The sequence below is a fragment of the Arthrobacter sp. MYb227 genome (assembly GCF_002975435.1).
Lineage (GTDB): Bacteria > Actinomycetota > Actinomycetes > Actinomycetales > Micrococcaceae > Paeniglutamicibacter.
This window is the reverse complement of record NZ_PCPT01000002.1, coordinates 282,006-307,076: the sequence shown is the minus strand read 5'-3', so window position 1 is coordinate 307,076 and position 25,071 is coordinate 282,006. Positions and strand designations below refer to the sequence as shown.

Sequence of the window (25,071 nt, the reverse complement as noted above, 5' to 3'; positions counted from 1 at the left end):
CATAACGGTGGCACCACTTGTCGCTTTTGACGTCTCGTGGCTCCGCGACCTCGTGGGCCGCGCCTCAAGTTCTGCTGCTTGTGGGGACTTCTGCCAATAACAGGGCCCAAGACAACAGCTCGCTCAACTGCATCTTCAATCTCCTCAAGCAACTGACGGTGGCTCGAGTCGTGAGGCAAAGCCCGATCTTAGGCAATCAGACTTTTCCAAATAGACTTTTGTGCTAAGGATGTGCCCAGGTCATGCGCAGTGAAGCATCTATCGATCTCCAGAGAACTGCAGAAGTCACATGTCCCGAGTGTTCAGGCTTCGTGTCTTCCTGGAATCGTTTGTCCAAAGTTTTGCTGACTTGCTTATTCTGGACGCCACTAACCTATAGCATTCCCAGCACCTCTAGCCTTGAGGGATTACGAGTGCTGAACTGGGTTTATGGCTACCTACAACATTGGTTACATAGTTGGTTCGCTCTCCAGCACATCAATCAACCGCATCCTGTCCCGGGCACTGATCAAGCTGGCACCCGAAAATCTCACTTTCACTGAGATTCCGATTCGGGATCTGCCCCTCTACAGTCAGGATCACGATGAAAACTACCCGCCCGAGGGAATAGTGCTGAAACATGCCATTCAATCCGCAGATGGCATCCTCATCATTTCTCCCGAATTCAACCGCTCCATTCCTGGCGGTTTGAAGAACGCTATCGACTGGGCCTCGCGTCCGAAGGGTACCAATTCTTTCGCACGCAAACCCACTGGCGTCATCGGTGCATCAACCGGTGCCATCGGCACCGCAGTCATGCAATCACATATGCGCAGTGTCCTCAGCTTCCTTGATGCACCACAGTTGAGCTCCCCCGAGGTCTACCTCACCTTCAAGCCCGGAGTCTTTGAACCCGACGGCACCATCACCGATGATTCGCTCCGTGGATTCCTCGAGCACTACATGCTCGAGTACTGTGCCTTTGTGCAACGCGTGCTCGACGCCAACGCCGAGGGCCATATAGGCGATCCCGAATCTCCGAGGCGCTAAATTATTCAGCGGCCATATCCATCAGTCAAGACCCGTCTCTAAACCGCGCCCGCAGAACCGCTCTCACTTTCGGCATCTGGCTCAACCGGTGCGCTCGGCACCGCGGTTTCGTAGGCGAGCGATAGCCGACGGTACGAACGAGTACTTAATGCCGCAAGCCCCAGCACGATCGAAGCTATACCCGAGATGAGAAATACCAGCGCGATCCCTCGGGCATCCCCACTTCCCAATAGCCAACCCCAACTTTGTTGCCCCGACTCGGACTTCATATAGGGAATAATCAAAAATTCGGCCAACGGGGCGATCATGAAGGCGGTAATCGGAGCTGCAGCGGCCTCAAATGTCATGGCAAAGCCAAAGACCCTGCCCTGGACAGCATAGGGCACCACCTTTTGTATGACAGTTTGTTCCGCGGCTTCCACCGCGGGGATCAGCATCATGAAGAGCCAAATGCCCACCGCGTAGATCCACCACCATTCGCGGATCGTAAAACTAGCTCCCAATACACCGGTACAGATCACCAAGATCAGCATGGTCCGAATGGGATTTTTGCCTAACCCAAATTTCGCAACCAGCCCGCCGCCAATCAAGAATCCGGTGGCTGTCACCCCAAGCACTATGCCCCAGACCTCTACCGTGAATATTGTCAGCCCATAGGGATCCATGAGTGCCACGAAGACTCCACCGGTCAGATTATTGAAGGTGGTGAACAAAATCAGCGCAAACAGGCCTTGCGTTGTGCGGACCGCGGCAATCCCCGCGCGTATCTCGGCAAAGCTCTCACGCTCCTCGGCACGGACGACCTTCGGCTCAGGGATCTTCAGGAAGAGCAGGTGCACCAACGCAATAACACAAGCCAGAAGCGCAATGACTATTGTTCCGCCCATGCCAAGCATGCCAATGGAAAGACCACTAAAGACACTGGTAATCATGAATGCCAGTCCTTGCACCGTACCAACGAGGCCATTGGCATTGGCGCGTCGTTCCGCAGGTACCAATAGAGTCACGGTGGTGGACAGCGCAATGTTACGCAGTTGTTCAACCACTGCCCCAATGAGGATTACCAAGGCAAAGAGCCAAAACCAGATTCCCGTCAGGCTCATCAGCTCAGATTCTGGAACGAGCATGAACAGCCCCAGTGACAGAGCAAAGCATGCAACTGTAACCAAGGTTGAGCCAACCATCACCGCGTGTTTTCGATAGCGATCGACCAGCACACCAAAGAAGAGGCCAAAGAACGCAACCAATAGCATGTAGGCCCCACCAATGAGTCCGGTGGCTAGCACCGAGCGGGTCTCCAAATACACCCAGAAAGTTAATGCGAACCATAGGTAACTCGTGATGATATTAGCCAAGGCCGTATTGACCAGCACATGCATGAACGTACGTTGTCCCGTTGGCGGGGACACCGTTGCAGCGGAAAAGTTGGTATTCGAAGATTCCGCGCCAGCAGCTGGAAGCTCGTCCTGCGGCATGCTCCTAGCCTAGAGCCTGCCATAGCTGGGCGAAAGACTCACCCTCCCCCAAGTCGATCCCCAGCCAGAGCACTCACGCTATCGACAAGCTTCACCCTTGCCTGACAGCCCACAACAGTTACTATCGCTCCCACAGTCAAACTTTCGGCCAACGGTCTACCGTCAGCTACCTGACAGTAGATGAAAGCACGACTAAGGTGAGCCTTAAATCATGCGCCGAACCAAGTAAAAATTGCGTCAAACGACTAATCTTGTGACTGCCGACACTTTCGGATAATCACCCTGATAGCCCTTGAATCATTGAAGGATTTCAGGCATGCGCTTCTACTTGTAGGTGAGGAAAGTGATGTGCGCTAGGTCACAAGGCCTCTTCCGTTCATTGACTTCCAGATACAAGGAGACCTTCTTGGTGATGACCGCGCTCCCCCGGCGCAGTGCCACCCAGTCAAGCACGCCTACAAGCAAGCGATACTGGGGCATTGTTCTTATGCTCTTGATTTTCTCAATGCTCAACTTTGCCGATAAAGCCGCAATCGGTTTGGCAAGTAAGCCAATCCGCGAAAGCATGGGTCTAACCGCAAGCCAGTACGGCCTGCTTTCAAGTGCTTTCTTCTGGCTCTTCGCGATTGGTGCAGTGGTACTCACCGCGGCTTTCCGCAAGATTTCCTACACCTGGGCCATGGGCATCTTGATGTTCACCTGGATCCTGACCATGCTTCCGTTGACAGTGCCAACCACATTTGGCGTTCTGTTTGCCAGCCGCATTGCGCTTGGCTTCTTTGAAGGCCCGGCTCACGCAATGTGTCAGTCGATCGTGCATGGACTCTTCCCACCAGAGAAGCGTGCCACGGCAGGAGCCATCGTTACCTCCGGCACCTCACTCGGCCCACTCATTGCTGCCCCGCTACTGACCTGGATCATCCTGCGTTGGGACTGGCACGCATCTTTCATCTTCCTCGTGGCCGTCAGCGTCGTGTGGATCATCATGTGGTTCTTCTTTGCGGACAAGCTGCCGTTCAAGAAGCGCCCCGAGACACTCGAAGAAAAAGAAGTAGCAGTCGATCCAAACGGCGACATCAAGGTTCCCTTCTACCGCCTGCTGATGCTCCCAAGTTTCTGGGGACTGGCGTTGCTTTCATTCGCCGGTTACCTAATCACTTCATTGAAGGTCACCTGGCTTCCAGCCTTCATGAACGAAGGCCTTGGCTACTCAATGCAGACGGTTGGTGTCCTAGTCTCCATCCCTTACGTTTGTGCAGCAATTCTGCTCTTGGCTAGCGGTGCCCTTTCGGGTTGGATGCTCAAGCGTGGCTTCTCCTCACGAGCCGCTCGCTCCTACTTGACTGCCGCATTCCTGCTCTTTGCAGGGGTATGCATGATCAGCTTTACCAAGGTTGAGCCAGGGACGCTTCAGCTGGTTCTGGTCGTTGCAGCGTTCTCGATCAACTCGATTGCCTTTGCCATTGGCTTTGCTGGTGCTTCTGACTTCTTACCGGCACACCAGCGTGCATCATTCTTTGGTTGCATCGTCGCTGTGTATTCGGTTGCAGGTATGGTGGCTCCCTATGTTCTGGGACTCATCGTTGAAAACGCCCCGACCCCAACCGAGGGTTATGCAAATGGGTTCTTCATTGTTGGCATCGTGATTTGCGTCTTCGGTGTCATCGGTGGCCTCATGCTGAACCCGGCACGCGCCCGCATACGCCTGCTTGAACTCACGGCCGTGTACGAGGCCCGCAAGGAAGTCTCGCACTCGGCATAAGGATTCTCCACGGGGAACATTGGCTTGGGTCCTGGTCTGGATATCGTAGTTATCCAGACCAAGACCCTTTTGCATGTGGCCCGAGACCCACAACCCCAAAAAAGCGATATTTGATCGGTGCCGGGCAGCAAGTCCATTCGCTATTTTCCCCGACCACGAAGCGGGTCCTGGCCCACAGAGCCCCGAGCCGTTGCTCGAAAGACACCTCAGAATCGACTGCCTAGCCTCAATATCTTGAAGCCCTCTTCCACACATGGGTTTCCTCTTTGGACGGCCAATTGGGGGCCTGCATACCCACCTCGCAGGCAGCCCCAACGTCGCATCTCAGGTAAGACGCCTTCACCGCTCGGGCGCAGTTCGCGCTGACGGGCCCATCCTGCTGCTATAGCGCGTCGCCATGCAGACATGAGATACAACAAACGACTGAGGGGCATCGTGTTGCCTTGTGCCGCATATGCTCTTGTCGGCATCAGGAGCGCTTACGAACCGGCCCACACGACCGGCTTCAGCGGGTCTCCCTTTGGGTAAGCCCATGCTCAGCCCTTCTGGCGCCCCGCACCGGCGTCAGAAAACAAAAAAGACACCGACGAATCGGTGTCAAAAATGCTTATTTATTGAGCTGGGGTACCAGGACTCGAACCTAGAACGACAGTACCAGAAACTGCTGTGTTGCCAATTACACCATACCCCAATGCGTTGCCTTCTAAGCTGATTTTCGAGGTAAATCGAAGTCCAAATTAGCGCCGCAACACGACGATAGATACTACCCAAGTTTCCGGATAAGGGCTAATTGGCTTCTGATTCCTGAAAACACGCAACCCTTAGCGCTGGCAAGGTCACCGGCCAAATCACCGTTTACCAGGGTTCCATCAACCATTGGGGGCCGGCGAATAGATCCCCTATCTATTCGCCGACTCCCGGCTTAGTGGGTCAGCAAAGCGTGAAGCGAAGCGGCACCGCAGCCCAGCCTCGAAGCGCATTGTTGTGGTGGTATTCCACCGGGCCAACCAATTCGATGCTCTGAACACGCTCAATCAGCAGTTCGAGCAAGCAAGCGGCCTGCAAGCGTGCGGCATGTTGACCAACGCACTGGTGCACTCCCCTGCCAAATGCCAGGTGTCCCGAAGGGTCACGGTTTAAATCGAACTTATCTGGGTTCTCCCACCTACGGGGATCCCGGTTTGCTGCTGGGTAGCTCATCATGACTCTGCTATTAGCGGGAATGATGGTTCCGCCAATATTCACGTCCGTTGTTGTCTTACGGAACATTGCCTGGACCGGGGAAGACCACCGCAAAGCCTCATCAAAGGCGACGCGTGCCAGCCCGGGGTTTTCCTTAAGCTTTTCCCATTGGTCTGGATTTGTCGCCAAACCATACAGGAGCCCAGAGATGCCATAAATTGTCGTATCAACACCCGCGGCAATCAAAGAACTTGCTAGCAATGGTGCATGGTCTGGAAGAATGTCCCCACGATCCGCGGCGGCCCAGATATCCGCACCAAAGCCTTCGGGCTTCAAGGCATCACGTTGACATTTTTGCACCATCCACTGGGCCAATTCGGAAGCTTTACACTCCCCCGCCTTGACCAAGTCGTTGTAGGGTCCTGCCGTATTGAAGTTGTGATCAGCAAAATCAACGAACTTATCTTTTCCTGCTTCATCGATCCCGGAGGCATCCGGGAAGAAATTCACCGGTAGCACTGCGGCAATATCCTTCACGCCGTCGATCTCGACCTGGGCTCCAACCTCAAAGCCATTGAGATGAGCATCGAGTAGCGCTATAGCTCGGGCCATGCAATCGTCCCTGAGCTTGCGCAGCACACGTGCCGAGAGGATCTCTTGGAGGACCTCGCGCGGGGCGTCATGCATTGGTGGGTCGGTTTGCAGTAGCCCCTTGGGAGCTTCTAGCTCCCGGATACTGACCCCATCACCGGAAATGAATTCCTGCCAATTCGAGAGCGCACTTGAGAGCTCGTCGAATCGTCCTATCGCGTAGGCATTATATTTTGACAGGTAGGCAACCGGGCCGGCCTCCAACAACCGTTCTTGGAATGGCAACGGGTTTTCCAAAATTTCTGATGAAAATGGATCATCATCCAATACAGGTATTGCGCCTTCATTTACCGGGCAACGAGAAATCGTCGTCACAACCCACAACCTTTCCTAGAGCTTCAGTGCCCATCGTTCGGGGGTACAAGTCATGTACCCAGTACCCCCGAACGATGGACTGATGCCACCACAAAGAACCGTGGGTGACAACGGGTCAAACCAGAATCTTGCTTCGTACTTCTTAAACTGCTCCCAGCACCAAGTTTTTCTCTTGTGCTGCAGCAATTCGTGCCGCACGGGCCTCGATTAGGCCACGTTGGCGCTTGAGCTCGTGACGAGCGAGCGCATTTTTATGGACTTCGTCCGGGCCATCGGCAAAGCGCAGCGTGCGGTTGTAGGCGAATGCAGCCGCCAGGAAGAAGTCTTGGGATAGTCCGGCTGCACCATGGGTCTGGATCGCCTTGTCGATGATCCATTCCACGGCAGTTGGTGTAGCAATCTTGATTGCCTGGATTTCGGTGTGAGCTCCCTTGTTGCCCACCGTGTCCATCAGCCATGCCGCCTTGAATGTCAGCAGGCGCAGTTGTTCGATCTTGACGCGTGATTGCGCAATCCAGTCACGGATGACTCCCTGTTCACTCAGCGGCTTACCAAATGGGGTGCGTAGTTCTGCGCGCTCACACATCATTTCTAGTGCACGTTCGGCCATTCCAATGGCGCGCATGCAGTGGTGAATACGCCCCGGGCCCAAGCGAGCCTGGGCAATGGCAAAGCCATCCCCTTCTCCGGCAATCAGGTTGCCGACCGGCACCCGGACGTTTGCGAACTCAATTTCGGCGTGCCCACCACTTTCCCTGTCGTCATAGCCAAAGATTTCCATGGCCCGAGTGACTATGACACCTGGTGTTTCACGTGGGACCAAGATCTGGGATTGCTGTCGGTGACGCTCGGCTCCCGGATCTGTCTTGCCCATGACAATAAAGATCTTGGCATCCGGATTCATGGCACCACTGATAAACCACTTGCGTCCATTGATCACATATTCATCGCCGTCTCGCACGATACTGATCTCAACATTTGTAGCGTCCGAAGAAGCAACTGCCGGCTCGGTCATGGCAAAGGCCGAACGAATCTCGCCATTGAGCAACGGCGTGAGCCATTTTTCTTTTTGCTCTGCGTTGCCAAATTGGTGCAGCAACTCCATATTTCCGGTGTCTGGGGCTGCACAGTTCAAGGATGCCGGTGCAAGCATGGGGCTACGCCCGGTAATTTCGGCAAGTGCTGCGTACTGGACGTTGGTAAGCCCCGCACCGTCGGCACCCGGGAGAAATAGGTTCCACAGCCCCCGACCGCGCGCCTCTGCCCGCAGTCCCTGCAGGATCTTCGACTGGGTGAAGGCAAACGGATTTTCCATGGCCTCCAATTCATCAGCGAATGCCCGCTCGTTGGGGTAAACGTGGGATTCCATGAAATCGAGCAGATTTTCCTGCAGGCTCAGGGTCTTCTCATCTAATGCGAATTCCATTGAAGTACTTTCCTTACAACTATTCGGAAGCTAAGTTCCATGGGGGTGTGGCTTTGGACCAGCATTAGTTTGCTGGCCAGAGATTCTTACAACTAAGCCCGAGCAAATTCTGGGACAAAGGTTTCGTACTTGATGGCACCCTTACCGATGCTGCCAAAGCGCTCCCCCACTGCTGCCATGCGCTCAACGGTTTCGCGATCCGCCTTGAACATGGGGTTTAGCTTCGGTTGAACCTGCGCTGCGTAGTGCTCTAAGTAGGCTGCGGCAATCTCGGCCCCCTGTCCGCCAAGGCCCGTATCGTTGAGGATCTTCGCAGCCCCAGCCTTGTCCTTGAGCATGAACTCGCTTGCGTCATTCTGCGCCGCTACCCATTGCTGGACCAGCTCGGGTTGCTGCTGTGCGGTCTCTTCGCGCACGGTAATAGCAACTACTGCTTGATCGCGAACAATCGATGGAACACTGGGTTCAGCAAAATCAACGAGCATCGCGCCACCGGTTTCCTGCGCTACAAAGCGTGCTGCCGTCCATTGAACACCGACGTAGGCATCGATGCGTTCGGCATTCATATTCGGGATTGCTTGTGCGGTCAGACCGACGGCAAGCACCGTAACGTCTTCATACTTCATGCCAGCTTCTTCAAGAGCTAGCCGCAATTGCAGGTCACCACCAGCGCCTACGGCAGTTACTCCAACTTTCTTTCCTTTCAAGGAACGCATCTTCTCTTCGAAGCTTGCATCGGCCGCGGGCCAGGTTCCTGCCTTGCTACGTACGATTCCGTAGGTTGTTTCTTTGGTTCGGAATCCAATCAGCACGGGACGCTTGCCACCTTGATTGTTTGCATGGTTTGCCATGAGGTTTAGGGTGTCCGAACCCATTCCGTCGACAGCACCGGCCGTCAGCAGTTGGAAGCCCTGGACACCGCTAGAAGGGTTGATGTGCTTTGGCACGTCCAGACCATGGTTTGCATAGTCTTTATTGGCAACATTGATTGCATCAAGAATGAACGAGTCACCGGGAACCGAGGAGATGACGAATTTCGTTAGTTCCTTAGCTCCGGCCGGAGCACTGCTTCCTCCACCACAGGCCGTCAATAACGATGCCGACCCGAGGGCAGCAGCGCCAAGCCCCGCAAATTTCAGCAAAGATCGGCGTGAAACACCGCTCGCTGGAAGAAGAAGACCACTCTTGTTTGATCCGAAGATTCCTGCCTTGTTCATTGCTCCACGCCTTTTCTACATTGAAAAAATGGAATAACTTTCCTTGACTTCAACACCGCTAGGAAACCTCACCGAGCACAACGGGCGTGGACGTTCCCTTGCCTGCTGCCTCTGCATCGGTGTCTGAAATTCCTTCGAAACTAATCGGGCCTCATAAGCAAAATTCAACCCTGCTCACTACGGCTTTCCTTATGGCGCTCGAGCTAAATCGCAGCAACCGTTTCAATTCGGTATGTCAGCACCGCGTCCGTGGGACTGAGGCGCTTAATCTGACACTCAGTATTGTTAGTTTGATCACACCGCGAAAGCGCGCACGCCTTGGCACTGTGATCGGGAAAGGCTATCGCTCGGTTGGCGCACCCCCGGAAATCACTGATTACTGGCGGGGAACTTGCCCCCACTCGCCACCCCCGCCCACGACGGGCGCTACCCAGCCACCTAAATGTGACCCCAATATTTAGCCTCTGCGGTATCGGCACATCCTCAATTAGAGCGCCGCCCGAGCCCTCGGGCGCCGAAAGTCCAGGATTGGACGCACCGCAGCAGGCTTCGAGACTGAGCCCGGCAATACCCCGGCGGCCCGGCCCGTGACGCCGGCGCCCTCCACATACTCGCCAGTAGCAAGGCGCGGCCCCCTCGCCACGGCCGGGTGCCCTGAGCGCGAGGGGGCGTCGGGCAAACCCCTATCGCGGCGATAGTCGAACCCCACTTCAAATGTGACTCCCGTTACCAAATGCTTGGAAAAACCATTCATTGTTTCGGAGGAAAATCCGTTATGGCTCCATCGATCTTTGTCCTGCTCGTTCTGGTTGCAACTATCGCCCTATTAATGACAGACAAGATCCCCATCGGAGTCATTGGCCTCTTGATTCCGGTGGCGCTTGTGTTGTTCGGAATCTTGGAACCCAAAACCGCGTTCTTGGTCCTCGGCGATCCACTCATGCTACTGGTTGCGTGTGCCTTCGTATTTGGTGGCGCATTCTTCAAAGTAGGGCTTGCCCAAATTATTGGTGACTCGGTGCAGGTTTTTGCCGACCGCTTCGGCAAAGGCTCCGAAGCGTTCATCATTGTCCTCGCCATGACGGTGACCATTGTGATGTCCAGTGTGTTGCCAAACCTTGGAGTCGTTGCCGTACTTTTGCCGGTCTTCCTCTCAATTTCAAAAACTACCGGTATTGCTGCGGGCCGGTTGCTCCTGCCGGTTGCCTACGCATCAAGTGTCGGCGGGCTCATCACGCTCATTGGTTCACCAAATAACCTCATTGGACGCGGCGCCTTAGAAGCGGCAGGGGCCGGAACCTTTGGTTTCTTTGAATTTGGTTGGGTTGGCATACCGTTATCCATACTCTGCACGCTCTACCTTGCAACCATTGGGCGGCGCTGGCTCCCGGCACAGACCCTTGTCACCGCCGCTGTTGGTATTCCAGCAAAAGCCAGCGTCAATATTTCGGCGGGCGCTGGCTCCTCGGGCATCGGATACAGCACGGATGATTCAGCTCTACTGGCCGCTTCCCGCGGCGAAGACACCCCCGCAACTGCGACTCCCGCAGTTCCGCGCTGGCACCAGATATTGACCCTGTGCATGTTTGGAGCCTTTGTTCTGGGAATCCTTCTAGAAAAGCAGACGGGCATCAACGCCTACATCATTGGCATCATTGCGATCGCGGTATTGGTCGCGACCAGGGCGCTTCCCGAGAAAACCGCTCTATCGAGCATCAGCTGGTCAACGCTGTTCTTCGTGGGTGGGATCTTGGTCTTGGCTGGAACCATAGTTTCTACCGGGGCCAGCCAGCTCATTGTTGATGTTCTAGTGAAAATGCTCGGCGGATCACCAAATCCGTACGTGTTGATTGGTGGGATGTTCCTGATCAGCTTGATCATGACTCAGTTCATGTCCAATACCGCGGCTGCTGGAATTCTGGCGCCAATCGCCATCTCATTAGCCACAGGTATCGGTGGCGACCCACGCGCGTTGGTTATGGCGGTAGTTCTTGGAGCTTCCTGCGCATTCCTCACGGCGATTGCAACGCCGCCAAACATCATGGTTGCCGAACCGGGCAACATCAAATTCGTGGACTGGATTCGCAGCGGTTTACCGCTATCCGTGATGGCTTTTGTTGTGTGTATGGTCATCGTCCCGCTCGTATGGCCCGTATACGCGTAGAACCAAGATCAGCCTTTTGTTTTAAGACTCAAAGATTGGTGGAGACCTCATGACTAATACCGTTGAAAGCACCCGCGCGAAGCGTATCGGTGAAATCAGCTTCGAAGATCTTGAACAGCATATTGAAGCCGCCCAGATTCCCACGCTGGTCATGCTCACGGCACATATCACCGGTGATCCTAAAGTACTGAAAAACGAATGGCGTCCGGCTCCCGCGGTATTTGCACCCAATCCATTGACTGCGCAACAGGAAGCACAGGCACGGGAGTATTGCCTTGAACGACTGGCTCCATACCTTGCTCAGCAACGGTCTTGGGCCTCCAGACCCACACCCGAATTACTGAGAGAGATTTCTACGTGGCTGCTCGGAGCCGATCTTGAAGATGCCCGGGCCTTGGCCGAGATATCGTTTGTCCCTAATGAGGGAGACCCCCGCGCTCCACAATGGAACCTTGACCAGGTTGACCCGCAAAGCACCATGAACGCGGTGGTGATCGGCTCCGGATTCTCCGGGCTACTTGCGGCACTTCGATTGAAGCAGGCGGGAATACCGTTCAGCATTATCGAGAAGAATTTTGAGGTGGGTGGTACCTGGTGGGAAAACACCTACCCGGATTGCCGCACCGATGTTCCGAGCCATATCTACACTTATTCATTCTGGCAGCGCGACTGGGAAACCCATTTTGGCCGCCACAACCGCATCCATGAATACCTACACAACTTCGCCAAAGACAATGGCCTGTTAGAACACCTGATCTTTGGTACCGAGGTCACCGCGAGCATCTGGGATGAAGAAAATGATTCCTGGACGCTTCAGACTCGTTCCACCGCTGGCATCGAAGAAAGCATCACCGCACGTGTTGTCGTTAGCGCGGTAGGCCAGCTCAACCGCCCCTCGATTCCAAATATTGAAGGCCTCGAAAGCTTTGCTGGGCCAAAAATTCATTCAGCCCAGTGGGACCACACCGTTGATTTCACCGGGAAGAAAGTTGTTGTCATTGGCACCGGTGCCAGCGCCCTACAGTTCGCTCCGGCGGTGGCTAAAGATGCTCAGCAGGTGACAATCGTTCAACGTAGCGCACCGTGGCTGATGCCCATGCCCATCTTGCGGCAAAAGATCAATCCAGATGAGCGGTGGCTCATGGAAAACCTCAACCAGTACCGCGCGTTTTATCGGTTCTCACTCTTCCTGCCCCGGGTGATTGGTAATTTACCGTCGGCAACCGTTGATCCGGAGTACCCGCCAACAGAAGTTGCGGTATCTGCCGCCAATGATGCGTTGCGATTGATGCTGACTAAATACCTTAGCGATCAGGTTCAGGATCGTCCCGACCTCTTAGAACAGATCATTCCCAACTATCCACCGGCCTCCAAACGCATCATCTGTGACGACGGCACCTGGATCAAGACCTTGAAGCGGGACAACGTCCGATTGGTAAATGAGGGTGTTTCGCGGGTTGATGAAACCGGAATCTGGCTTGGAGACGAATATGTGGAAGCCGACATTATCTTGTTTGGCACCGGCTTCAAGGCCGCTGATTTCTTGTTGCCCATGAAAGTTGAGGGAATTGGTGGGCAAGACCTTCATGAAAAGTGGGGAATTGATGCGAGCGCATACCTTGGTTCCACGCTGCCCGACTATCCGAACTTCTTCTGTATGTATGGCCCCAATACCAATACGGTGATCCACGGAAATCTTGTATTTTTCCTCGAATGCCAAGCCAACTACATGATTGATGCGCTCAAGCAATTAGCTCAATCGGGGAAGAAATCATTGAATTTACGTGAGGATGTATTCGCTGAATACGACAAGCTGATCACCACCGAAAGCGCTAAACGTACGTGGGGATGGTCGAAGACAAAATCTTGGTATATGAATGCTGCCGGGCGTTCAACCATCATGTGGCCATTGCCCGCTCGTGATTATTTCGAACGTACGGCCAAAGCCACTATCTCAGACTACGTGCTGAGCTAATACCGCCCATTCTCTGGGCATAGCAAAGCCGCCTAGTATTTCGCTCCCCCTCACCCAGAGGTTGGAAGTGCTAGGCGGCTTTGTAATGGTGAGTAGTTGTACTACTCACCCAACACGAAGAAGCGGAAGAACGGGATCTTGCGCTTTCGCCTCTTCGCGAGTCTTTTGACATGCTCCTAAATGCGTTGGGGCATCACGCTATGGGTCATTTACCCGAGCTTTCCTTGGGTGTTGATGCCTTACGAGTGAAAGCGGAAATTCCGGTGATATCACGGCCAACGATCAACGCCTGCATGGAATCTGTGCCCTCATAGGTAGAAACAACTTCCATGTCCGTCAGGTGACGAGCCACGTGGTTTTCCAGCAACATACCGTTGCCGGCCATCATGTCGCGAGCCTCACGGCACATCGCTAGGGCCTTGCGTGAGGTTGTCATCTTGATCAGCGAAGCCATCGGCGCGGTCAGCTCGTCGCGTTCCTGCAGTTCCGCCATGCGGGTGCACATCAGCTGCATGCTGGTCAGGTCCGAAAGCATGGTGGCCAGCTTTTCTTGGACCAGCTGGTAGCTGCCGATTGGCGCGCCGAACTGTTCACGCTGCATTGCGTACTTGGCTGCCATCTCGAAGGCGGCCATGCCGTGGCCGACAGCTTCCCAGGAAGCGCCACCACGGGTAGCCTTCAGCACACGGTTCACACCGGCAAAGGATTCACAGTGTTCCAAGCGGTTTTCGGTCGGGATACGCAGGTTTTCAATGACAATGTCTGCCTGCAGGATGGCACGCTTGCCAATCTTGCCAACAATTGGAGTTGGGTTGTAACCGGCTGGGTATTCACCCGAGGCTTGACGCTCAACAATGAAGGCCTTGACGTTTCCGTCGGCTTCATCGCGTGCAAAGAGCACAATGACATCTGCCTCGTGGCCATTGCCGATCCAGCGCTTGTGTCCGTTGAGTACCCAGGTATCGCCCTCTAGACGGGCCGAGGTTTCTAGGGATACCGAGTCAGAGCCGTGCAGCGGTTCGGTCAGCGCAAAGGCACCGGTCTTTTCAAGACGTGCCATCTCTGGCAGCCAGCGCTGCTTCTGTTCTTCGTTGCCCAGCATGTAGATGGAACCCATACCCAGGTTTGAGTGCACGCCTAAGAAGGTATTGACCGAGCCATCGATGCGGCCCATTTCGCGGGCGACAATTCCCGCCGCCTGTCGTGAGAGGCCTGGGCAGTCGTAACCTTCAATGAAGGTACCAATGATTCCGAGCTTCGCCAGCCCAGGAATGACCTCGCGCGGAAATTCTGCACGCTCCCAGTAATCGTTGATGATCGGTTCAATGCTGGTCTGCCCAAAGGCACGTACCTTGTCACGCAGTGCCCTATCGGCATCGGTGAGATCGGCATCAAGCAAGAAATAATCTGGGTGGTCAATAACCGAGGTCATGGTCCGTCTTTCTTTTCGTATCCATCGGGACAAGGGACCGCTCGAAAGGAATGAGTCACAAGGGAGATAGATGCCAGCGATTGGAACGCTGGAATGCGGTATGCCTATCAAAACTTACCGATTTCCAAGGCCCCAACCGCTGGCTGCACCTTTGTCATATCACCTAGGGGAGAGTCACTTCACCTTGTAATGTTCACCACAATAACAACGTTGTTTGAGGTGCGGAATAGGGCATTCGACCGCGAACGTGCTCCCAAAAGTACTTTTGCCAAAAGGCCCTTGACACATCTTTTATGAAGAATTCCGCCGCCGCCTCGGCACCGTTTAAGGCGCTGTTTTCCGCTCAATATCTATGAAAATCACCTATCGCCGGGCCCGTTGGACACACGCCAGAAAGTAGTGGATCAGGTGCCCGAAAGCTCCGAATATTGGCATTGATATGCAGAGAACTACACATCACAGTGATAGGAGAGATCGTGTCGTTGGCTCACTTCGCCGGCTTCATTCAGCCCACGTCCTGGAGCATCGAGAATATTGGGACCCAAGTTCATGCAGGAGTTGCTCGCTCCCGTGTGCACTGGTGAGGCACCGCTGCGTAGCCAATTGCCGCTACTGAAAACCATCAAGCAGTTCTGCTGGCCCAGCGTATGGGGGGCTAAGTTCCACCTTGCTATAGGAAGACAAGAAGAACACCGGGCAGGAATAGAACTACCACGGGGAATCAGCCCCCCCCTTTCACCCCGATAGCCATAAGAGGTGTAGATCACATCGATTTGCCGATAGCGTCCTATATCGTGAGCGTTCTATATCTAGTCCGTCACGGACAAGCATCCTTCGGCACCGACGACTACGACAGGTTATCGGATCGTGGCCACGAACAAAGTCGAGCCTTAGGCAAGGCACTGGCGCAACTCGAGGTAACTCCAAGTCGCATCATTTCCGGTGGCATGCTCCGGCAAAAGCAAACAGCCCAAGGCGCCAACGAGGCCGCCAACTGGGGACTTGATCTGCGCATTGACCAAGGCTGGGACGAGTTCAACGCTACCGACATCATCAATGCCTATCCCGAACAAGATCCGCGGGCTAAAACTGATACACGCATCTTCCAACGCATGCTCGAAAAAGCCTCGACCCGTTGGTCCTCCGGTGCACACGATGAGGATTACCTCGAATCTTTTTCCACCTTTACGTCCCGTGTTGAGCAAGCGCTCAAGGACGCAGTAGACGGCTTGGGTTCCGGCGAAAGTGCGGTGGTGGTTTCCTCATCCGGCGCCATCGCTTGGACTGCAGCTCACCTACTCAACGGTGGCTTTGAGCAATGGCTACCGATAAATCGGGTCACCGTAAACTCCGCTGTTTCAAAGATTGTCAGCGGTTCTCAGGGCACCACGCTTGTCAGTTTCAATGACCACGGACATCTACCCACCCCGTGGATCACTTACCGCTAGCTTTCCAACTTTCTCATCACTTCCATCCCCCGGCTCGTTCAGAGCAGTAGAAAGGTCCAATCATGGCTGAAGTACAACGCACAGCAATCATTACCGGTGCAGGACGCGGCATTGGCGCCGAAATTGCCCGCCGGCTTGCCTCCGATGGAATGAATATTGCCATCATTGACCTTGATGAAAAAGGCATTGCTTCAATCACCGAGGAACTAAGCGCTCAGGGACACAAGGTCTTGGGAATTACCGCAGATGTTTCCAATGAGGACGCGGTCAACGCGGCCGTTGAGCAGGTTGCTACCGAATTGGGCGCACCAACGGTCGTTGTTAACAACGCCGGAATCATCCGTGACAACCTCCTGTTCAAGATGAGTGTCTCCGACTGGGACCTAGTCATGAACGTTCACCTACGCGGCTCGTTCTTGATGTCGAAGGCGGCCCAGAAGCACATGGTGGAAGCCAAATGGGGTCGCATCATCAACCTCTCAAGCACCTCGGCCTTGGGTAACCGCGGACAGGCCAACTACTCCGCGGCAAAAGCCGGGCTTCAGGGCTTCACCAAGACCCTAGCCTTGGAACTGGGCCAGTTCGGTGTGACCGCAAATGCCATTGCACCGGGCTTCATTGAAACCGAAATGACGGCCTCCACCGCCGAACGCATGGGCATCACGTTTGAGGAATTCACCACGAAGGCTGCCGCTGCGATCCCGGTGCGCCGCACCGGTAAGCCAGCGGATATCGCCAACACCGTGTCCTTCTTCGCTTCCGAGAATGCCGGTTTCGTTTCCGGCCAGGTCATCTATGTGGCAGGTGGTCCGAAGGCATGAGGATCTTTGAGAACGTAGATGAGTTTGAAAAGGTTGTTGGTGAAGAAATCGGGCTCACCGAGTGGCGCACCATCACCCAGGAAGACATTGATGCCTTTGCCAAGGTCACCAATGACTTCCAGTGGATTCACGTTGACACCGAGCGCGCCGCCTCCGGCCCGTTTGGCACCACCTTGGTCCACGGTTACATGACACTTTCCTTGGTTTCGGGCTTCATGTTTGATACCTACAAGGTCAATGGACTGTCCATGGGAGTGAACTACGGCTCGAATAAGGTCCGTTACCCCGCTCCTGTCCTAGTGGGCTCCCGAGTCCGCGGACGCGTCAAACTCGTAGCCCTTGACCGTGAAGAAAACTGGGCCCAGTCAACCATCCAAGTGACAGTTGAGCAGGAATACAACGGCGAACAGAAAAAGCCCGGATGCGTAGCTGAGGTCGTCTCACGACTCTACCCGGCGCCTGCCACTTCCTAATCGATTCAACGCAGTGGGCGTTGTGTTTGCCTCTTGGTGATCACAACGCCCATTCTTCCCTCTAAATCTCTTGCAAATAATCCAATACAAAGCACTACCATCCCTTTTAAAACGTTGGCTTTCAGTTCAACTGGATACCGACTAACGATCGTCAGTTTTACGCGCTATCCATCTCTTTTTCGAGGCAAAGGAAAATACCGTGTCCCAAGCAGCAATCGTTTCAACAGCCCGTACCCCCATTGGCAAGGCCTACCGAGGTGCCTTCAACAACACCTCGGCCCAAGAACTTGCCGGCCACGCAATCGCCGCAGCCCTCGCCAAGGTGGATATAGATCCGGCAACGGTTGAGGACGTCATCCTCGGTTGCGCACTTCAGCAGGGAAGCACCAGCTCAAATATCGGCCGACAGGGTGCCCTGCGCGCCGGACTGCCGGTCAGCGTGCCGGGACAGAGCATAGACAGACAGTGTTCCTCGGGCCTGATGGCCGTGGCCACGGCCGCCAAGCAGATCTTGCATGACGGGATGAAGGTTGCCATTGGTGGCGGTGTTGAATCAATCTCCTTGGTCCAAAACCAGCACCTAAACAAATACCGCGCCGAAGATGCATGGCTTGCCGAACACCAACCGGGCGTTTACATGCCCATGCTCAAGACAGCCGAACTAGTAGCCGAACGCTACCAGGTCAGCCGGGAACGCCAAGATGAAATGGGAGCAATTTCTCAGCAGCGCGCACTACGTGCCAGCCAGGACGGAACCTTCGCCCAAGAAATCGCACCCATCCGGGTAACAACGCTGCGCACCAATAAGGAAACCGGGGAAACCACCGAGTTCGAACAGCTGGTCACCCACGATGAAGGCATCCGAGAAGGAACCACTGCCGAGGGACTTTCCGGACTACGCACCGTACTACAGCCAGGCGAGTTCACCACGAATCCAACGGTCACCGCCGGCAACGCCTCCCAGCTCTCCGACGGTGCCTCGGCAAACGTACTGATGGACAGCGACTACGCAGCAGCCCTGGGGCTGACCCCGCTGGGCTTCTACCGCGGCATGACCGTCACCGGCTGTGAACCAGATGAAATGGGCATAGGCCCGGTCACCGCAATCCCCAAGCTCCTGCGTTTACATGGGCTGAAGGTTGAAGACATTGGTATCTGGGAACTCAACGAGGCTTTCGGCGCCCAGGCTGTGTACTGCCGGGACTTCTTGGGCATTGATCCAGAAAAAATGAACCCCAATGGCGGAGCCATTGCCCTAGGCCACCCCTACGGCATGACCGGTGCTCGCGCCATCGGCAGCGCACTCTTAGAAGCCAAACGTCGCGACGAACAATTCGTCATCATCTCCATGTGTGTCGGCGGCGGCATGGGCGCCGCCGGCCTCTTCGAAGTAGCACGCTGACCCATCTGGATCCCCTCATTGAGGAGAGCCCCGGGTAGCTATTCGGGATCCGTTGATTCAGCAAAGCGGTGGTCTTGTCGAGACTTAATATTCCTCGTCGAGCCCACCGCTTTGTCTTGCTGTTTTACTCCGTGTTTTGCGGCTCGGTCCTTGATTACCTTTCGACATTGGATGCTTAATCTTTTACACACCGGATGCTTAATCTCAATCATTCGCGTGCCAGCTCTCCGTACATAGAAATGCCGACCCCACGGTTTTCGGTAGACCGTGAGGCCGGCAATCTTTTCTAGGAGAAACCTACTTCTTGAGGGTAAAGCGCAGCGGAACGCTATCGATGCCGCGCAACACATTGTTGTGGTGGCGTCCGACCGGAGCCACCAATTCAATCTTGTCAACGCGTTCGAGCAGTTCCTCGAGCAGCGTTGCAGCCTGCAATCGCGCAGCGTGCTGGCCCACGCACTGGTGCATGCCCATGCCAAAGGCCAGGTGGCCCGAGGGATCACGGTCCAGGTCAAACTTCAGCGGGTTATCCCAGCGGCGCGGATCATGGTTTGCCGACTGGAAGCACAGCAGTACGCGGCTCTCGGCGGGAATGACTACTCCACCGATTTCAATGTCGCGGGTTGCCTTGCGGAAGATCTGCTGTACCGGAGAATGCCAGCGCAAGGACTCATCAAAGGCAACACGGGCCATGCCCGGGTTGGCTTTGAGTTTGTCCCATTGTTCCGGGTTTGCACCCATGGCATAGAGAACCCCTGAAATACCGTAAACGGTTGTATCGACGCCGGCCGAGAGTAGCGAGCGGGTCAGCAATGGTGCGTGCTCGTGAAGAATTTCGCCACGATCGGCGGCAGCCCAAATATCCGCGCCGAAGCCTTCCGGCTTCAGATTCTCACGCTGACACTTGGATAGTGCCCATTCTTGGAGTTCGGCGGCACGGCATTCGCCCTGTTTGACCAGCTCATTGCGTGGGCCCAGCGAGTTGAAGATGTGGTCAGCGTACGGGACAAGATTCTCGCGGTCGGTCTCATCAATTCCCGAAGCATCCGGGAAGAAGTTCACCGGGAAGACCGCACCAATCTGTTTGTGAGCATCAACTTCAACCTGCCCACCGGGTTCGGTTCCTTCAAGGAGTTCATCAATCAGGGTGCGTGCACGGTCCACGCAGTTATCCTTCATGGAACGCAGCACACGGGCCGAGAGAATTTCTTGGAGTACTTCGCGTGGGGCATCGTGTTCCGGAGGATCCATCTGCAGCAGGCCACGGGCACGCCATGGTTCGTTCAGGCCAACACCTGAACCCGAGGAAAGTCCCTGCCAGTCGCTGACGGCGGCAGACATCTCGTCGTAGCCGCCAATGGCGTAGGCATTGTATTTGGACAGGTAAGCTACCGGCCCTGCTTCACGCAGACGAGTCTGGAAGGGAATCGGGTCTTCGAGGACTTCCGGGGCGAATGGATCATCATCCAACACGGGGATCGTGCCGTGGTTTATCGGGCACTTGGAGGTGGCAGTCATAAGGGGTATATCTCCTAAAGATCCAGGACGAGTTTGTCGGTGATAGAACGAGAAACACAGACAAACATCCGGTCGTTCTTTTCGCGTTCGCCGTCGTTGAGCAACGAGTCACGGTGTTCCGGGGTGCCGCGGAGGACAGATACTTCACAGGTGCCGCAAATGCCTTCCATACAGGAGGCAAGCACCGGAACTCCGGCATTGCTCAGGGCCGAAAGTACGGTTTCGTCGGTACCTACGGTGACCGATTTGTTAGAACGCGTCAGTTCTAATTCGAAGGGTTCGGTGCGTACCGGTGGCGGCTGGGTTGCTGGCACGAAGCGTTCAAAGCGCACTGCCCACTTGGGCCAGGCCTCGGCGGCACCGGCAACGGCGTTTAGCAGTGGTTCGGGGCCGCAGCAGTACACGCGGCCGCCTTCAACCGGTTCATTGAGGTAGGTAAGGTTCAGGTGGCCCTTTTCATCCTGCGGCCAAATGACGACCTTATCCCCATACTGAGCAAGTTCATCCAAGAATGCCATGGAGTCGCGGCTACGCCCACCGTAGTGCAGACGCCAGTCAACGCCCAGCTGCTCGGCAGCTGCAATCATTGTCATGATCGGTGTGATGCCGATGCCACCGGCAATGAATTCAATGCGCTTGGCCTGGGTGAGGTGGAAGTTGTTACGTGGGGTGCCAATGGTGATCATGTCACCAACGGCAAGCTCGTCGTGAACGAAGTGTGATCCGCCGCGTGAGTTTGGTTCGCGCAATACTGCTACTTCGTAGGCGTGGGCATCCCAGCGGTCCCCACACAGCGAGTAGTGACGCGAGAGCACGCCGTGTTCCTTGGTGGGAAGTACTAGTTCAATATGTGAACCAGGGGTCCAGTCCGGGACACGGGCGTTGTGTGGTTCCTCGAGCCGCAGACGAATAACCCCTTCGGCAAGAACATCCTTCCGTGCCACCCGGAGGGACTGAATTCCTGGGCGGCCAACAGCGGGTTTGGAGGCCGAGGATTCATCGACCGTGAGTGAGGTGGCATGTGTAGGCATACATCGATCATCCGCGCTCGACCCTTAAGTAATCAATCTCACATGACTTATCGAGGTGATAGCCGCGTAGTGATCAGTGATTACTTGACAACAGTTTGCAACGATTTCCGGGCAGAACTATGTCTCCCTTGGTATTTCTGTCTCGAGTGACAGAAACACCAAGGGAGACACCGTTGTGCAACCGAATCTAGTCTTCGATTGTTAAGTATTCGCTTGTTGTTTGCACCCACCTACAGCTCGGCACAAGCCAGGGGGTTTCTTGGTGCTGCTGATGTGTTGCGTAGAGATTGTGACTGACGGAGTCTTGTTTCCGGCGTACGTGAGATCCCTAGGGAACGATTACTGCGCGCCCGCGGATCAAACCTGCGGAGAGGTCTTTATAGGCTTGCGGAGCATTCTCCAGAGTATAAGTTTGGACTTCAACCGCAATCTTTCCCGCTCGCGCAAGGTCGATCACTTCAAGGAATTCCCCACGCGATCCCCAATATGGAATGCGAACCGCAGCATTAAAGGCAATATTTCCAAAGCTCAGCGACATCGATCCGCCACCTATGCCAATGATTGCCACCTCGGAGTCAAGTGCCGCAACGCGCTGTGCCAGGGCGACAGTGGGGTTGGCCCCCACAAAGTCGAAGACGGCGTTGGCGCCGAGACCGCCGGTGAGGTCCCTGATCTTTTGCGCCGCGTCGGCATCGCTGAGCAGGACGTGGTCGGCACCCATCTGGCGTGCAAGTTCAAGTTTTTCTTCATTGAGATCAAGGGCGATTACCGTGGCTCCGGCGAGCGCCTTGAGGATTTGGATGCCCACGTGGCCCAGTCCTCCCACGCCAATGACCACGGCAAAGGTCCCGGCACCAAGTTTTGGCAATGATTTTTTGATTGCGTGATAGGGCGTGAGCCCCGCGTCGGTGAGGGACACATGCTTGACCGGGTCTAGGTCCCCGAGGGCTACCAGGTGCCGAGCATCGTCAACCACCATGTATTCGGCCATCGCGCCCTGGCTGCCGAGTCCCGGGGGTCGGATGCCTTCGGCTGCGGCATTCGTACAGTAGTTTTCCATGCCCATGCTGCAGTGCTTGCAGCGTCCGCAGCCCCACGGTCCATAGACTGCCACCGAGTCTCCGACCTTGAAAGAGGTGTTAACGCCGTGGCCGATTTCGTGCACAATCCCTGTAGCTTCATGCCCCAGCGTTAGGGGAAATGGGTACCTTCTTTCCAGATACTCTTTTTCCGGCATGTTCATGACGGCTTCATCGGAGTGACAGACCCCGGCTGCCGTGATCTTCAGTAGCACCTGCCCCGGGCCGGGGACAGGTTTTTCGATCTCAACGATTTCAGGGGCTTGGCCGTGTGCAAGATACCTGAGAGCTTTCATCCTGAGGATTCCTTCACGTTGTAGTTATGCGTCGATTCTGCGGGGAGCAGATGAGCCATGACTGGCTGTGTGTACAGGGGGGGGAAAGATGGCCTGCAGGAGTCGGCGACATCGCTGCAGGCATGTTTTCTCTGGGGGGTGCCTTGAAGCTTGTGTATTTGCTCGGGCTGCGGGTGACCCTTTGCGATCTCAGGGATTTTAGATCGCGGTCAAACAGATGAGTAGCCGCCGTCAACCAGATGATAGCTACCTGTAATGAAGGAGGCTTCGCCGGAGAGTAAAAAGAGTACCAAATTGACGACTTCGTCCGGGTTTCCCAGCCTGCCCAGCGGGTGGCGGCTGACCAAGTCTTGGATGACATGGTCATTGATCTCTGCGAGCAAGGGAGTTTCAATGTACCCCGGGCCCACAGCATTGACCCTCACACCCTGTTGTGCATAGTCCAGGGCCGCGACCTTTGTTAGTCCAATGACCGCGTGCTTTGAGGCAACGTATGCGGGATTGCCCGGACGGGCAAGGGTTCCGAACACCGAAGACATATTTACCACGGCGCCTCCCCCGGAGGAAGCAATGGCCGGTAGTTGCGTGCGTAACCCATAGAAGACACCATTGAGGTTAATATCCATCCCGCGGTGCCATTCATCGAGTGGGTACCCGCCCAGGGGGGAAATTGCCGAGGTGACACCCGCGTTATTGACGGCAAGATGCAGTGCGCCGAATTCCGCCAGGGCGGCATCCACTACGTGCTGTGCCTCATCGGGATCGGAGGTGTCCTGCCGCAGTGCCAGGACGTTTCCTCCCGTCCGGCTGATTTCTTCGGCTGCGTCCTTGGCCTTTGCCTCATCAATGTCGGTGAGCACTACGTTTGCGCCTTGGGCGGCAAGAGCGCGTGCGGTACTCCTGCCGATACCGCTTCCGGCGCCGGTGACTAGTGCTGTCTTGTGAGCGAATCGCTGCATTTTTGTCCTTCTCCGAACTAGTGTGGATAGCCCCCCACGCACCGGGGACTGGGAGATAACTTGTAGGGTTACTTGCTAATGAGTGGAGGCGCCCGCGGATACCGGGACGTCGACCGGCTCCGAACTGGCTACCTTTAATGTTTGTTTCTTCCCCCAATGGCGGCCAACCAGCAGCAACACCATGCCCAGGGTTCCGAGTACGGAAGCCGCATACAACGCCGGGGTGAAGTCTCCGGTGAGGTCATAGAGCAGTCCCCACATTGGTGTCGAGATGGCAAGGCCCAGCGAACCGATCATCATCGTCTTACCAAACACATTTGAGAAGTGTTCCGGGGCCACAGCATCGGAGACAATCAGCGGGACCATCACCGTATAGGTGGTCAGGGCCAGAGATATCAGCGGAATGATGATGTAATAGCTGTTCTCCGAGGTGGTCAGGGCCAACCATGGGAACCCAATCATAAAGGCGATCCAGGCGGCGAAGGAGGCTCCGCGCGGGCCAAACCTGTCGTAGATGAAACCAAAGAGCGGTTTTGTTACGATGCCACCGACCGCGTAGAGCGATACAAAGACACCGGCCTTCACCGGGTCTATTCCCCGGTCCGCAAATAGCGTGGGTAGTATCTGGACCGATCCCCCTTCGAGGGCCAAGGCAAATGCTCCAATGACCAACAACGCGACGGCGAACCTCAGGCCGCTCGCGCGCAGGGATGGGAGCCTTGATGTTGTCAGTGCCGTTTGGTCCTGTTGGGTGGTTCTCACCGGTGGGTTTTTAATAAGCAAGACCCCGGGTAGCACCATCATGGCTAGGGCGCAGATGGCCAATAACTGCATCCCTCCGGACCAGCCATACATTTGCACAACAGTAGGCATGACTAATCCCCACAGCACGCCGCCCACCGCGTTGCCGGCAAGCACCGCGCCTAGGACAGATCCGCGGCGTTGATGCAGATGCCATCCGTTGATGATGATCGTTGCGGCAACCAGGGTGCAGCTCGACCAGCCCACGCCGCTCAGAACGGCAAAGAAGTAAAAGAGGTAAAGGTTAGTGGTCAGGGACATCGCAAAAATGCTGATGGTCGTGATCGATCCGCCAATAATGACTAACCGGCGGATTCCCACTCGTGGTACGAGTTTGCCCACGAGCCCAAAGCACAATCCACTCACGGCTGCCAGCAACGTGTAGTGGACCAGGTAGGCGCTGACCCCCACCCCAAAATGTTTAGTGCCCGAGGGCACCAGTAGACCGAAGGCCACAACAAATGAGACACAGAAGGTCAGACAGGTTGCCCCAAGGGTAGAACGCAACCGGTCCCGGCGGACCCGTGGGTGAAGTGGCACTGCATCAAGCGAAAATTGCTCCAAAACATCACTTTTTTCTTTCATGAGGATACTTCCGGGTCGACTCGGGCAGCG

At 55.4% G+C, this 25,071-nt stretch carries 19 protein-coding genes and 1 tRNA gene; 8 read left to right on the top strand and 12 right to left on the bottom strand.

Translation table 11 applies throughout. The annotated features are described in order from the left end of the window. The first annotated feature begins 429 nt into the window (after window positions 1-429). Window positions 430-1,029, top strand: a complete 600-nt coding sequence (locus CQ018_RS05380) for an NADPH-dependent FMN reductase (RefSeq protein WP_105548955.1) — start codon at window positions 430-432, stop codon at window positions 1,027-1,029. Between the two features lie 38 nt (window positions 1,030-1,067). Here the strand turns inward: CQ018_RS05380 and CQ018_RS05375 are convergent, their stop codons facing one another. Both CQ018_RS05375 and CQ018_RS20015 read right to left on the bottom strand, forming a co-directional pair. Further along, window positions 1,068-2,504 (bottom strand): MFS transporter, encoded by a 1,437-nt coding sequence (locus CQ018_RS05375; protein ID WP_105548954.1) that lies wholly within the window; start codon window positions 2,502-2,504, stop codon window positions 1,068-1,070. 324 nt (window positions 2,505-2,828) lie between these two features. Beyond that, window positions 2,829-2,984, bottom strand: coding sequence for a hypothetical protein (locus CQ018_RS20015; protein ID WP_181149780.1), 156 nt, complete (start codon window positions 2,982-2,984; stop codon window positions 2,829-2,831). Window positions 2,985-2,991: 7 nt separating this feature from the next. Between CQ018_RS20015 and CQ018_RS05370 the strand changes: the two genes are divergently transcribed. Next, entirely contained in the window at window positions 2,992-4,266 is a 1,275-nt protein-coding gene (locus CQ018_RS05370; protein WP_219843999.1) for an MFS transporter, read from the top strand. A gap of 619 nt (window positions 4,267-4,885) precedes the next feature. On the opposite strand, the gene CQ018_RS05365 is transcribed toward CQ018_RS05370, so the two are convergent. The 4 genes from CQ018_RS05365 to CQ018_RS05350 form a co-directional block, all read right to left on the bottom strand. Beyond that, window positions 4,886-4,957: transfer RNA gene (locus tag CQ018_RS05365), tRNA-Gln, on the bottom strand. 239 nt (window positions 4,958-5,196) lie between these two features. After that, window positions 5,197-6,414, bottom strand: a complete 1,218-nt coding sequence (locus tag CQ018_RS05360; protein WP_219843998.1) for a cytochrome P450 — start codon at window positions 6,412-6,414, stop codon at window positions 5,197-5,199. Window positions 6,415-6,556: 142 nt separating this feature from the next. After that, window positions 6,557-7,840: an acyl-CoA dehydrogenase family protein gene (locus CQ018_RS05355; RefSeq protein ID WP_105548952.1), complete on the bottom strand. Its 1,284-nt coding sequence runs from the start codon at window positions 7,838-7,840 to the stop codon at window positions 6,557-6,559. Between the two features lie 92 nt (window positions 7,841-7,932). Next, on the bottom strand, window positions 7,933-9,057 hold the full coding sequence (locus tag CQ018_RS05350) for an ABC transporter substrate-binding protein (RefSeq protein ID WP_105548951.1): 1,125 nt from the start codon (window positions 9,055-9,057) through the stop codon (window positions 7,933-7,935). Window positions 9,058-9,832: 775 nt separating this feature from the next. Here CQ018_RS05350 and CQ018_RS05345 point away from each other — a divergent pair. Beyond that, entirely contained in the window at window positions 9,833-11,221 is a 1,389-nt protein-coding gene (locus tag CQ018_RS05345; protein WP_181149746.1) for an SLC13 family permease, read from the top strand. A gap of 49 nt (window positions 11,222-11,270) precedes the next feature. Further along, a complete protein-coding gene (locus tag CQ018_RS05340) occupies window positions 11,271-13,196 on the top strand; it encodes an NAD(P)/FAD-dependent oxidoreductase (protein WP_105548949.1) in 1,926 nt (641 codons plus the stop codon). 205 nt (window positions 13,197-13,401) lie between these two features. On the opposite strand, the gene CQ018_RS05335 is transcribed toward CQ018_RS05340, so the two are convergent. Beyond that, entirely contained in the window at window positions 13,402-14,628 is a 1,227-nt protein-coding gene (locus CQ018_RS05335; RefSeq protein ID WP_105548948.1) for an acyl-CoA dehydrogenase family protein, read from the bottom strand. A 794-nt stretch (window positions 14,629-15,422) separates the two neighbouring features. Here CQ018_RS05335 and CQ018_RS05330 point away from each other — a divergent pair. From CQ018_RS05330 to CQ018_RS05315, 4 genes are all read left to right on the top strand, one after another. Continuing rightward, window positions 15,423-16,076 carry a histidine phosphatase family protein gene (locus CQ018_RS05330; RefSeq protein ID WP_105548947.1) on the top strand — a complete coding sequence of 218 codons (654 nt, stop codon included), beginning with the start codon at window positions 15,423-15,425 and terminating at the stop codon, window positions 16,074-16,076. A 62-nt stretch (window positions 16,077-16,138) separates the two neighbouring features. Next, window positions 16,139-16,897, top strand: coding sequence for a 3-oxoacyl-ACP reductase FabG (gene fabG / locus CQ018_RS05325; protein WP_105548946.1), 759 nt, complete (start codon window positions 16,139-16,141; stop codon window positions 16,895-16,897). Then, window positions 16,894-17,370 carry a MaoC family dehydratase gene (locus CQ018_RS05320; protein WP_105548945.1) on the top strand — a complete coding sequence of 159 codons (477 nt, stop codon included), beginning with the start codon at window positions 16,894-16,896 and terminating at the stop codon, window positions 17,368-17,370. Before fabG ends, CQ018_RS05320 begins: the two co-directional genes overlap by 4 nt. Window positions 17,371-17,569: 199 nt before the next feature. Continuing rightward, complete coding sequence (locus tag CQ018_RS05315; RefSeq protein WP_105548944.1) at window positions 17,570-18,772, top strand: acetyl-CoA C-acyltransferase; 1,203 nt, start codon at window positions 17,570-17,572, stop codon at window positions 18,770-18,772. Window positions 18,773-19,069: 297 nt separating this feature from the next. On the opposite strand, the gene CQ018_RS05310 is transcribed toward CQ018_RS05315, so the two are convergent. The 5 genes from CQ018_RS05310 to CQ018_RS05290 form a co-directional block, all read right to left on the bottom strand. Next, window positions 19,070-20,290 carry a cytochrome P450 gene (locus CQ018_RS05310; protein ID WP_105548943.1) on the bottom strand — a complete coding sequence of 407 codons (1,221 nt, stop codon included), beginning with the start codon at window positions 20,288-20,290 and terminating at the stop codon, window positions 19,070-19,072. Between the two features lie 14 nt (window positions 20,291-20,304). Beyond that, window positions 20,305-21,321 carry a PDR/VanB family oxidoreductase gene (locus CQ018_RS05305; protein ID WP_105548942.1) on the bottom strand — a complete coding sequence of 339 codons (1,017 nt, stop codon included), beginning with the start codon at window positions 21,319-21,321 and terminating at the stop codon, window positions 20,305-20,307. A gap of 328 nt (window positions 21,322-21,649) precedes the next feature. Beyond that, on the bottom strand, window positions 21,650-22,696 hold the full coding sequence (locus tag CQ018_RS05300; RefSeq protein ID WP_105548941.1) for an NAD(P)-dependent alcohol dehydrogenase: 1,047 nt from the start codon (window positions 22,694-22,696) through the stop codon (window positions 21,650-21,652). Between the two features lie 209 nt (window positions 22,697-22,905). Then, window positions 22,906-23,655, bottom strand: coding sequence for an SDR family NAD(P)-dependent oxidoreductase (locus tag CQ018_RS05295; RefSeq protein WP_105548940.1), 750 nt, complete (start codon window positions 23,653-23,655; stop codon window positions 22,906-22,908). A 75-nt stretch (window positions 23,656-23,730) separates the two neighbouring features. Continuing rightward, window positions 23,731-25,041, bottom strand: coding sequence for an MFS transporter (locus CQ018_RS05290; protein ID WP_181149745.1), 1,311 nt, complete (start codon window positions 25,039-25,041; stop codon window positions 23,731-23,733). Window positions 25,042-25,071 lie beyond the last annotated feature (30 nt).

What these genes read in the sequence shown, in the direction of transcription:
- CQ018_RS05380 (WP_105548955.1), top strand. Translation starts at nt 430, where the DNA reads ATGGCTACCTACAACATTGGTTACATAGTTGGTTCGCTCTCCAGCACA.
- CQ018_RS05375 (WP_105548954.1), bottom strand. Translation starts at nt 2,504, where the DNA reads ATGCCGCAGGACGAGCTTCCAGCTGCTGGCGCGGAATCTTCGAATACC.
- CQ018_RS20015 (WP_181149780.1), bottom strand. Translation starts at nt 2,984, where the DNA reads ATGCCCCAGTATCGCTTGCTTGTAGGCGTGCTTGACTGGGTGGCACTG.
- CQ018_RS05370 (WP_219843999.1), top strand. Translation starts at nt 2,992, where the DNA reads ATGCTCTTGATTTTCTCAATGCTCAACTTTGCCGATAAAGCCGCAATC.
- CQ018_RS05355 (WP_105548952.1), bottom strand. Translation starts at nt 7,840, where the DNA reads ATGGAATTCGCATTAGATGAGAAGACCCTGAGCCTGCAGGAAAATCTG.
- CQ018_RS05350 (WP_105548951.1), bottom strand. Translation starts at nt 9,057, where the DNA reads ATGAACAAGGCAGGAATCTTCGGATCAAACAAGAGTGGTCTTCTTCTT.
- CQ018_RS05345 (WP_181149746.1), top strand. Translation starts at nt 9,833, where the DNA reads ATGGCTCCATCGATCTTTGTCCTGCTCGTTCTGGTTGCAACTATCGCC.
- CQ018_RS05340 (WP_105548949.1), top strand. Translation starts at nt 11,271, where the DNA reads ATGACTAATACCGTTGAAAGCACCCGCGCGAAGCGTATCGGTGAAATC.
- CQ018_RS05335 (WP_105548948.1), bottom strand. Translation starts at nt 14,628, where the DNA reads ATGACCTCGGTTATTGACCACCCAGATTATTTCTTGCTTGATGCCGAT.
- fabG (WP_105548946.1), top strand. Translation starts at nt 16,139, where the DNA reads ATGGCTGAAGTACAACGCACAGCAATCATTACCGGTGCAGGACGCGGC.
- CQ018_RS05320 (WP_105548945.1), top strand. Translation starts at nt 16,894, where the DNA reads ATGAGGATCTTTGAGAACGTAGATGAGTTTGAAAAGGTTGTTGGTGAA.
- CQ018_RS05310 (WP_105548943.1), bottom strand. Translation starts at nt 20,290, where the DNA reads ATGACTGCCACCTCCAAGTGCCCGATAAACCACGGCACGATCCCCGTG.
- CQ018_RS05305 (WP_105548942.1), bottom strand. Translation starts at nt 21,321, where the DNA reads ATGCCTACACATGCCACCTCACTCACGGTCGATGAATCCTCGGCCTCC.
- CQ018_RS05300 (WP_105548941.1), bottom strand. Translation starts at nt 22,696, where the DNA reads ATGAAAGCTCTCAGGTATCTTGCACACGGCCAAGCCCCTGAAATCGTT.
- CQ018_RS05295 (WP_105548940.1), bottom strand. Translation starts at nt 23,655, where the DNA reads ATGCAGCGATTCGCTCACAAGACAGCACTAGTCACCGGCGCCGGAAGC.
- CQ018_RS05290 (WP_181149745.1), bottom strand. Translation starts at nt 25,041, where the DNA reads ATGAAAGAAAAAAGTGATGTTTTGGAGCAATTTTCGCTTGATGCAGTG.